10 protein-coding genes are annotated in these 9,462 nt (G+C 50.9%); 1 reads left to right on the forward strand and 9 read right to left on the reverse strand.

The window, feature by feature from the left end; all coding sequences use genetic code 11:
* Nucleotides 1–153: 153 nt before the first annotated feature.
* The 9 genes from trxA to CRG49_RS11090 all read right to left on the reverse strand — a co-directional run bounded on the left by trxA (nucleotide 154) and on the right by CRG49_RS11090 (nucleotide 8,785).
* Nucleotides 154–486, reverse strand: coding sequence for a thioredoxin TrxA (trxA, locus tag CRG49_RS11050; protein ID WP_095503665.1), 333 nt, complete (start codon nucleotides 484–486; stop codon nucleotides 154–156).
* Nucleotides 487–548: 62 nt separating this feature from the next.
* Entirely contained in the window at nucleotides 549–2,096 is a 1,548-nt protein-coding gene (locus CRG49_RS11055; protein WP_095503666.1) for an ABC transporter ATP-binding protein, read from the reverse strand.
* 51 nt (nucleotides 2,097–2,147) lie between these two features.
* Nucleotides 2,148–3,698, reverse strand: a complete 1,551-nt coding sequence (locus CRG49_RS11060) for a fatty acid--CoA ligase (protein ID WP_095503664.1) — start codon at nucleotides 3,696–3,698, stop codon at nucleotides 2,148–2,150.
* Between the two features lie 172 nt (nucleotides 3,699–3,870).
* On the reverse strand, nucleotides 3,871–4,893 hold the full coding sequence (locus CRG49_RS11065; RefSeq protein WP_095503663.1) for an ABC transporter permease: 1,023 nt from the start codon (nucleotides 4,891–4,893) through the stop codon (nucleotides 3,871–3,873).
* Between the two features lie 42 nt (nucleotides 4,894–4,935).
* The gene (locus tag CRG49_RS11070) at nucleotides 4,936–5,277 is read right to left on the reverse strand and encodes a hypothetical protein (protein WP_095503662.1); all 342 of its coding nucleotides are present in this window, start codon (nucleotides 5,275–5,277) and stop codon (nucleotides 4,936–4,938) included.
* Nucleotides 5,278–5,286: 9 nt separating this feature from the next.
* A complete protein-coding gene (locus tag CRG49_RS11075) occupies nucleotides 5,287–6,333 on the reverse strand; it encodes an ABC transporter permease subunit (protein WP_095503661.1) in 1,047 nt (348 codons plus the stop codon).
* A gap of 119 nt (nucleotides 6,334–6,452) precedes the next feature.
* Nucleotides 6,453–7,376 carry a GTP-binding protein gene (locus CRG49_RS11080; RefSeq protein WP_095503660.1) on the reverse strand — a complete coding sequence of 308 codons (924 nt, stop codon included), beginning with the start codon at nucleotides 7,374–7,376 and terminating at the stop codon, nucleotides 6,453–6,455.
* On the reverse strand, nucleotides 7,367–7,837 hold the full coding sequence (locus tag CRG49_RS11085; protein WP_095503659.1) for a Fur family transcriptional regulator: 471 nt from the start codon (nucleotides 7,835–7,837) through the stop codon (nucleotides 7,367–7,369). Before CRG49_RS11085 ends, CRG49_RS11080 begins: the two co-directional genes overlap by 10 nt.
* A gap of 117 nt (nucleotides 7,838–7,954) precedes the next feature.
* Nucleotides 7,955–8,785, reverse strand: coding sequence for an SDR family oxidoreductase (locus CRG49_RS11090; RefSeq protein WP_095503658.1), 831 nt, complete (start codon nucleotides 8,783–8,785; stop codon nucleotides 7,955–7,957).
* 130 nt (nucleotides 8,786–8,915) lie between these two features.
* Between CRG49_RS11090 and CRG49_RS11095 the strand changes: the two genes are divergently transcribed.
* The gene (locus CRG49_RS11095; RefSeq protein WP_198515161.1) at nucleotides 8,916–9,365 is read left to right on the forward strand and encodes a cytochrome c; all 450 of its coding nucleotides are present in this window, start codon (nucleotides 8,916–8,918) and stop codon (nucleotides 9,363–9,365) included.
* The last annotated feature ends 97 nt before the right edge of the window (nucleotides 9,366–9,462 follow it).

Below are 9,462 nucleotides of genomic sequence, written 5' to 3' on the forward strand. Positions count from 1 at the left end.
CCGCCGACCGAGAAAGACATTGGACTATGAGACACCGGGTGATCTGTTTTCAGCAGCCCTTGCCAATGGCATTTGAGCGTTGCACTTGAAATGCGAATGTAAGGCCGTCTGAAACCATATGGTTTCAGACGGCCTTTTAAACTCACTCAAAAATTAAGCGATAGACGCATCCAAGAATGCAGTCAATTGGCCTTTTGCCAACGCGCCCACTTTAGTGGCTACATTTTGACCGTCTTTGAATACCATCAAAGTCGGGATACCGCGCACACCGAATTGGTTCGGGGTATTTTGGTTGTCGTCGATGTTGATTTTAATCACTTTCACTTTACCTTGGTATTCAGCGGCAACATCGTCCAAAATCGGGGCAATCATTTTGCAAGGGCCGCACCATGGTGCCCAGAAATCCAACAATACCGGCACGTCTGATTTCAAAACGTCTTGTTCGAAGTTGGCATCAGTGGTGTGTACAATCAGTTCGCTGCTCATAGTGTTTCCTTTCAGATGAGGGTTTTTGTATATTGGCAGAATAGGGCTAATGGCGGAAAATTTCAAGCCCCTGCGTGCAACAATAGATTTTGCGTATAAGCGGCATGAGGATTTGCAAACACCGCATCCAAATCCCCTTCTTCGACAATCTGCCCGTCTTTCAACACCATCACGCGGTGCGACAGAGCGCGAATCACCGCCAAATCATGGCTGATGATGATGAGGCTCAAGCCGTGCTGACGCTGCAAATCGGCCAGCAAGGCCAAAATTTGCTGCTGCCATTGCACATCAAGCGCGCTGGTCGGCTCGTCGAGCACCAAAATTTTCGGGCGCACAATAATTGCGCGTGCAATGGCGAGGCGTTGGCGTTGGCCGCCGGAGAACGCATGCGGATAACGCGTCATCACATCTTCAGGCAACCCGACTTGACGCAAGGTTTCTGCTACCCGCGCGTGCATGGCTTCGCGACTCAACTGCGGCTCGTGTACACGTAAGGCCTCGGCCACAATATCAAACACATTCATGCGCGGATTAAATGCGCCAAACGGGTCTTGAAACACCATTTGGATTTCTTTGCGCAATTCAGACCGCCATGCTTGGCCGTTGATTTTCAGACGGCCTTCCGACTCCATTAAACGCATTACCGCTTTGGCCAACGTGGTTTTGCCGCTGCCACTCTCGCCGATAATGCCCAAGGTTTCGCCCGCTTTCAAATGAAAATCCAAGGGCTGCAGCAGCGTTTTGCGGCGTTTCTTAAACCAACCGGCCTGCTCTTTTACCGACACGCTGATGGCTTCGCCTTCCAACACCGTCGCAGGATTTTGCGGCAAATCCACCACCTGCCGCACCGCGCCGGCATTGAGCAGCATTTTGGTGTATTCATGTTGAGGCCGTCTGAACACGTCTTCCACGCTACCCTGCTCGACAATGCGGCCATGCTGCATCACTACCACGTCATCGGCAAAACGGCGCACCAAATTCAAATCGTGGCTGATGTACACCAAAGTCATGCCGCGCGCCTGTTGCAAGCGCGACAATAAATCAAGAATCTGCGCCTGCACTGCCACATCCAGCGCGGTAGTCGGCTCATCGGCAATCAACAATTTCGGTTCTGCCGCCACCGCCATCGCAATCATCGCCCGCTGCCGCTGTCCGCCGGATAATTGAAACGGATAGGCAAAGGCTTTTTCTTCGGGCTGCTGAATGCCGGTTTCACGCAACAGCTCCACGGCGCGCGCCCATGCCTGTTTGGCGGTCAATCCCAAATGCAGCGTCAACACTTCGGCAATTTGTTTGCCCACGCGCATCACGGGGTTTAAGGCCGTCATCGGCTCTTGGAACACCATGCCGATGTCGTGACCGCGCAGCTTTTGCAGATTACGCTCAGGTAGCGTCAACAAATCCGTGTCTTCAAATTTCAGACGGCCTGTTAACGACACCGCCGGATTCAGCCGCATGATACCCTGCGCCAACACAGTTTTGCCGCTGCCGCTCTCGCCGACAATCGCCAGCTTGCGCCCGGCTTGCACAGTAAGATTGATGTCGTGCAATACCTGTTTGCCCGGGAATGAAGCATTCAGATTTTCGATGTGTAAAATCGGGGTCATGATGGATTCCATAGCATAAAAGCGTGATTGGCCAACCACGCTTTTCAGACGGCCTTATCCGGCCGATTGCTCTGCTTGCAACTGCTGCTTCAATATGCGTTTCAACACCTTGCCGGTGGCGTTTTTTGGCAGCTCGTCTTTAAAATAAATGTGCTTGGGCACTTTAAAATTCGCCAGATTTTTACGCAAATAAGCGCGCACTTCTTTTTCATCCAGCGTCATTTTGTCTTTGATCTGCACAAAGGCAACGATTTCTTCATCGGCATATTGGTCTTTCACACCAATCACCGCCGCGGCTTCCACCGCATCCATTTTATACAGCACTTCTTCAATTTCGCGCGGATAAATGTTTTGGCCTTTGGAAATAATCAAATCTTTTTTGCGGTCGACAATGAAAATAAAGCCATCATCATCAATTTGCACCAAATCGCCTGTGCGCAGCCAGCCGTTGACAATCGCTTCATCGGTCGCGCCCGGCATATTCAGATAGCCCTGCATCACCGCATCGCTTTTGACGATGAGTTCACCCACGCCGCCTTTTTCCACTTCCATCAATTCGTCATCAACCGCTTTGATTTGGTAGCCCGGCAAGGGTTTGCCCACACTGCCGACTTTCTGCTGCTCCAGCGTGTTGACAGAAACCACCGGTGAACACTCGCTCAAACCATAACCTTCAATCAGTTTGGCTTTGGGGAACTTGGCCTTGAAATCCAAAATGGTTTGCTCGGCCAAAGGTGCACCCCCGCTCACAAACAAGCGCACACGATTGAACCAGCGGAAATACCACGGAATTTTCGCCTTGCCCATTGCGGTGTAAATCGCCGGTACACCCAAGAAAATGGTCGCGCGCTTGAGCAAAACCTGTTTCAACACATTGGAAAACGGAAACACCGATTTCACCAAGATAATCGAGCAGGCCATATAAATCGGCAGCAACACCATCGCCGTCAGCGTGAAGCTGTGGAACATCGGTAGGAACACGACAAAGCGGTCTTTACGCGAAATTTTAAACACCTGCTCCACGCCTTGCAGATTGGAAAACAGGTTTTTATAGGTAATCAGCGCACCCTTAGGATGACCCGTGGTGCCCGATGTGTAGATAATGTACGCCAAATCATCAATGGCGGGCTGATGGCTTAAATCCGGCTTTTCCGGAAACGACAAAGCCGCCGAAAAATTGCCGTGTTTTGGATTAGCCAACGGTTTATCGCCGATCCAAATGATTTTCTCCAGCTTGGTTTTGTCTTCCAAGCCTTTGATTTCTTTCAGGCCGTCTGAAGCAAACAAAAACTTGGCACCGCAATCATTGAGAATATAGGCAAATTCATCGTTTTTCAAAAACGTGTTCATTGGCACCGCCACCGCGCCCAGCGCCGTAACAGCAAAGTAAGCCACGATAAATTCAGGTGAATTCGATACCGCCAGTGCCACTTTGTCGCTAAACTTTACATCAATGCTTTGCAAATAAGCGGAGACCGCATCGACTTTCTGCTTAAGCTCGCGATAGCTGATTTTTTCCTGATCATTGAAAATAGCTGTATTTTTGGCGGATTTATGGTTTGCCGCCGACAACATTTGGTAAAAATTACAATAAAGATAATTCATAAAGTTTTCTTATTGGAATGATTTGATATGCCCAGCATGAACGCCCGTTGGCGAGCCGCCTGTATTTTATAGAATCGGCATAAAGAAAGTAAGGCATCTCGCGTAAAAACAAGCAAGTTCTGATGAGATTTTCGGCAAACAGGCAAGATTATTCGGCAAAGGCCGTCTGAAATCAATTCCGCGCCCGCACGTCAAACGCATGGCGCAAGCCTTCGCCTACCATCACCAACAGCAGCAACATCACCGTCAACGCGCCGACTGCCGACAAGCCTATCCACCATGCATCGAGATTATCTTTGCCCTGCGCCAACAGTTCGCCCAAGCTGGCTTGCGAAGCGGGCACACCCAGTCCCAAAAAGTCCAAACTGGTTAAGGCCAATACCGCGCCGGAAATGCGGAACGGCAAAAATGCCAACACCGGCGTGAGGCTGTTGGGCAGAATGTGCCGCCACATAATCGTGCCGTTGCCCACGCCCATGCTTTTTGCCGCCAACACATAATCGGCCTGACGGTTTTTCAAAAATTCGGAGCGGACATAGTCCGACAAGCCCATCCAGCCAAACAGCGACAGCAACAACAATAAAATCAGCAAGCTCGGATTAAAAAATGACGACAAAATAATCAGCAGATAAAGCTCGGGCAAACCGCCCCAGATTTCCAAAAAACGCTGAATCAGCAAATCGGTTTTTCCGCCGAAATAGCCCTGCACCGCGCCCATCACCACGCCGATAAACGTGGTAACGGCGGTCAAGGCCAAGGCAAACAGTAGCGAATCACGGAAACCATACACCAAACGCGCCAGCACATCGCGGCCGCGGTCGTCCGTACCCAACCAATGCCGTTCAGACGGCCTTGCCGGATCGGATTGGGTGTCGAAATCGTTTAAAGTGTTGGCGGCGTAAGGGTTAGGCAGGTAAAGGGCGAAATTGCCGTCGGACGTAATATTTTGGCGGATTAAGGGATCGAGATAATCGGCAGGCGTGTCGAAATCGCCGCTAAATTCGGTTTCATGATAAGTATTGACGAGCGGAAAATAGGTTTTGCCCTGATACTGAATCCACAGCGGCTTGTCGTTGCTCCACAGTGGCGCGGCCAACGCCACGGCAAACAGCACCGCCAGCACACGCAAGGCCAACCAACCGCGCTTGTGCTGCTTAAAAGCCTGCCATGTGGGATTTTGGGAAAGTGTCTTCATCGTTGTGCTTTTGAGGCCGTCTGAAAGGTTTCAGACGGCCTGTTACCATTCTTTTTCATGCAGTAAAAAATCTGCCCGCTTGCCGTCATCAGTTGTAATCGTAATTTCAATATCGTTATCCAAACGCCAGCGGCGGTCGGTTACTTTACCCAATACTTTTGATTGACCTGTTTCATACGTGATGATGTATTGATTTTTATCGTTGACACCGCACATTCCACCGCAGCAAGTCCAGTTGGATAATTCTAAAGAATCACCGCCTATCGGCCTTGCCCATACTTCACCGGTAATGGCTTTATCAGTCGTGCGGTATTGCGCATATATCCACCCTCCAGCAAATACAGCCAATACCATACCCAGTAAAATTTTACGTTTTCTGCTCATTTTTACCTCCTACTTCTGCCCGCCAAAATGAATGCGCGGATCCACCCACGAATAGGAAATATCCGACAACAATTTCGCCAGCAGCCCCATCAGCGTGAACACATACAGCGTGCCCATCACCACCGGATAATCGCGTTTCATTACTGCTTCGTATGACAACAAGCCCAGCCCGTCTAGCGAAAACAGCGTTTCAATTAGCAGGCTGCCGGTGAAAAACGCGCCGATAAAGGCTGCCGGAAAGCCGGTAATCAGCGGAATCATGGCATTGCGGAACACGTGCTTCCACAAAATCTGCCTCTCCGGCAAGCCTTTGGCACGGGCGGTATAGACGTATTGACGGCGGATTTCTTCGAGAAATACGTTTTTGGTCAACACCGTCATCACCGCCAGATTACCGGCCACCGAAGCGGTAATCGGCAAGGCCATGTGCCACAGATAATCTTTGATTTTGGCAAACGTGCTGAAATTTTCCCAGTCATCACTCACCAACCCGCCCTGCGGAAACCACGAGAAAAAGCTGCCGCCGCCAAACAACACCAGCAACACCAAACCCAACACAAACGGCGGAATGGTATAGCCGACCAACACCACCATGCCGGTGAGCATATCAAAACGGCTGCCGTCGCGCACCGCCTTGGCAATGCCGAGCGGAATGCAAATCAGATAGGTCAGGAAAAACGTCCACAGCCCCAAGCTCATCGACACGGGCATTTTTTCTTTCACCAATTCAAACACCGTTTGATGATGAAAAAAGCTCTCGCCCAAATCAAAGCGGGCAAAACGGCCGACCATCTCGACAAAACGCGTCAACGGCGGTTTGTCAAACCCATAAAGCGCATTCAACGCCGCCATGTCATCGGCGCTTAAGTTGCCCGATTTCATCATATTTGTCGCACCGCTGCCCGCTTCGCCCACCGCCGCGCTTTGGGTCAACTGCTGCACCATCTGCTCTACCGGCCCACCCGGCACGAATTGGATAATCGCAAACGTTACCGCCAGAATACCGAGCAGCGTGGGGATTAACAGTAATAAGCGTTGGAAAATATAACGCCACATGGGATTTGCTTTCTTGAGTGTTGAGGCCGTCTGAAAAAGGTTTAAGGTTTTCAGACGGCCTATTGCGCTTATCAATGGCTCAATGATGTGTTTGCCGTGTATTAACTGTTCAGACGGCCTTACTCCATCGCTTCATTCAATTTCTGCTGAATCAAATCCGCGTCAAACGATTTGGCAATCAGTTCAAAACGCGAATCACGTCGCCATGAAACTTGGTTCGCGCCCCATTGGCCGTCCACCCAGTTGAGCCACACCCATGTACCGAGCACTTGAAACACGCCTTTAGCGCGTACTAAGCCTTCGGTCATTTTCGGCAGGTCGTTGAAAAAGTGGGTCAGACGTTCGCCGTCAAATTCTTTACCGGCAGGGAAAGTGAAGCCTTCGGATTGGAAACCCATGGTGTTGTCAGGCAAAGCTTTGATGCGGTAACGTGATTTTTCCACCACCGGAATATCCAGCCATTGGATATCAAGCTGGGCATTTTGCACTTCAACCACTTTGGCTTTCGGTGGGAACAATTTGGCCGCTTTGTCGTGGAATTCGGCCATTTGCTCAGGTGTGCACAAATCGGTTTTGCTGGCCACCAACACATCACATACGCCGATTTGGTCTTTATACAAGGCTTGGTTGGCGTAATTCGGGTCAATAAATTGGCGCGGATCGACCACGGTAAACACAGCGGCAATTTCCACCAAATCTTTCAACGGCGGCGCTTTGAGTTCGTCAATCACGCTGGCGGCGTGCGCCAAACCGCTGGCTTCAATCATCAGGCGGTCAGGTTCGGCATCGCGCAGCATTTTTTGCACGGTGCTGCCCATTTGTGCACCGGCGGTACAACACAGGCAACCACCGGCGATTTCGGCCACGGGAATGCCGTCGTCGCTCAATACCGCGCCGTCAATACCGATTTCGCCAAATTCATTGACAATAATCACCCATTTTTCATGCGGGTCTTTTTGCGCCATCAGGCTTTTGAGTGCGGTGGTTTTGCCGGTGCCCAAGAAGCCGGAAATCAGGTGGACTTTGGTTTTCTTTACTGACATTTCTTGCAAATTCCTGTTAAAACAACGTGTTCTTCTTTCAAGGCAAAGCCGCTTTCGGCCACACCGGCACGCAAGGCCGTCCATTCTTGGCTTAAGGTTTGCTCATCGACCGCGCCGCATTCGGTGCACACCAAAATAAACGCGCTGTGGTGGGTGGCGATTTCTTCGTCGTCATGGCAATGGTCGCCGCACTCATGCTGCGCGTGGCTGCACAATACATAACCATTCACCGCCGCCACTTTGTGCAACACGCCCTGCTCCGCCCAAAAATCTAAGGCGCGGTAGGCGGTAGGCGGTGCGACCACGCCTTCGCTTTGCTGCTGCATCAGCGACAACACATTGTAGGCTTTAATCACGCCGGTTTGCTGCAACACGATATCCAGCACCTGCTCGCGCAAAGCAGTCACCTGCGCGCCGTCGATGCGGGCTTGTTCTAAAATTTTCTGTTTCAAAGGATTCATAACGGGCTTTCAGACGGCCTTTTCAGATGGCCTTATTATAGCGTGTTTGTATGCATTCAGATACATCAAGGCCGTCTGAAAGCCTTGTGCTGCTTTCAGACGGCCTATGAAGAAAACTTATTTAAACCACGATTTGATTTTGCCGAATAATGAGGTGCTTTGTTTCTCAAAGCTCTCTTCCGCCACCGCCACAGCAGTGGTTTCTTCTTTGGTAACTTTGAGCGGGTTAAACGTTTGCGCCACCGGCATGATTTCAATGGCATTGACGTTCATGTGCGCCGGACGCTGATACAGCCACAAAGCGGTGTCGGCAATGTCTTGCGGGCGGATAAACTGCACGTTTTTATACAAATCGGCCGCGCGTTCGTCGTCGCCTTTGAAGCGCACATTGGAAAACTCGGTATCGCCGCACAAGCCCGGCTCGATGTTGGTCACGCGGATGTTTTTACCTGCCAAATCCGCGCGTAGATTCAGACTAAACTGGCGCACAAATGCTTTAGTCGCGCCATACACATTGCCGCCCGGATAAGGGTAAGTGCCGGCAATCGAACCTAAATTCATGATGTAGCCCTGATTGCGTTCCACCATCTGCGGCAACACTTGGCGCGTGAGAAAAGTCAGGCCGACGATGTTGGTCTGGATCATGGTTTCCCAATCGCCGAAATCGGCTTTGTCGGCATTGTCTAAGCCTAAGGCCAAACCGGCATTATTGATCAGGCAGTCGATTTCGCTGAAGTTTTCCGGCAGGCTGTCGAGCGCGTTGCGGATGGATTCGGTTTTCGATACGTCCATTTCCAGCGCGTAAAACTGGCCGCCCAATTCATCGGCCAATGCCTGTAATTTGTCCAAACGGCGCGCCGCACCAATAACATGGTAGCCCGCCGCCACAAAACTGCGGCACATCGCCTCGCCGAATCCGGCAGAAGCGCCGGTAATCAAAATCGCCATACTGTTTCCTTTCGTTTTTCACACGGTTTTCAGGTATGATTGCATCATGTTATTTTTCAGACGGCCCGAGATATCCGAGACCTCGCCGTCTTCAATCAAAACAATCATACCACAAGGACACACCATGAAAATCAAAACTTCCCTGATTTTAGCGGCCACCGCCGCTTTCGCCCTTTCCGCCTGCGGCGGCGCACCAGCCGAACCTAAAGGGGCGATTTCCGAAGAGCGCACCGCCGCGTTCAAATCGATGATGCCGGAATTCATGAGCATGGGCAAAATGGTGAAAGGCGAAGAAACTTACGTGGTCGAAACCTTTAAAGCCAACGCTGCCAAATTTGCCGAAAGCAGCAAAAAGCCTTTTGAGCATTTCCAATCCGACCCTCAAGGCAACGGCGATGCACTGCCGGCCATTTGGGCAGATGAAGCCAAGTTCAAAGCCGAAGAAGAAAAATTCCACGCAGCCGTGGCCAAGCTCAACGAAGCGGCACAAGGCGGTAATTTGGAAACCATCAAAGCCGCTTACGGCGAAGTGGGCGCAAGCTGCAAATCGTGTCACGATGTGTACCGCAAGCCGAAATAATCGGTTTTTTCGACATAATCAAGGCCGTCTGAATATTCAGACGGCCTCGATTATGTCGATTCATTGCCGTAACTCATTATGGTCAGCACCACCGCAG

The sequence above is a fragment of the Neisseria sp. N95_16 genome (assembly GCF_002551535.2).
GTDB lineage: Bacteria > Pseudomonadota > Gammaproteobacteria > Burkholderiales > Neisseriaceae > Neisseria > Neisseria brasiliensis.

Bases quoted from the DNA above. Each gene is read 5' to 3' on its own strand.
- trxA (WP_095503665.1), bottom strand. From the start codon at position 486: ATGAGCAGCGAACTGATTGTACACACCACTGATGCCAACTTCGAACAA.
- CRG49_RS11060 (WP_095503664.1), bottom strand. From the start codon at position 3,698: ATGAATTATCTTTATTGTAATTTTTACCAAATGTTGTCGGCGGCAAAC.
- CRG49_RS11065 (WP_095503663.1), bottom strand. From the start codon at position 4,893: ATGAAGACACTTTCCCAAAATCCCACATGGCAGGCTTTTAAGCAGCAC.
- CRG49_RS11070 (WP_095503662.1), bottom strand. From the start codon at position 5,277: ATGAGCAGAAAACGTAAAATTTTACTGGGTATGGTATTGGCTGTATTT.
- CRG49_RS11075 (WP_095503661.1), bottom strand. From the start codon at position 6,333: ATGTGGCGTTATATTTTCCAACGCTTATTACTGTTAATCCCCACGCTG.
- CRG49_RS11080 (WP_095503660.1), bottom strand. From the start codon at position 7,376: ATGTCAGTAAAGAAAACCAAAGTCCACCTGATTTCCGGCTTCTTGGGC.
- CRG49_RS11085 (WP_095503659.1), bottom strand. From the start codon at position 7,837: ATGAATCCTTTGAAACAGAAAATTTTAGAACAAGCCCGCATCGACGGC.
- CRG49_RS11090 (WP_095503658.1), bottom strand. From the start codon at position 8,785: ATGGCGATTTTGATTACCGGCGCTTCTGCCGGATTCGGCGAGGCGATG.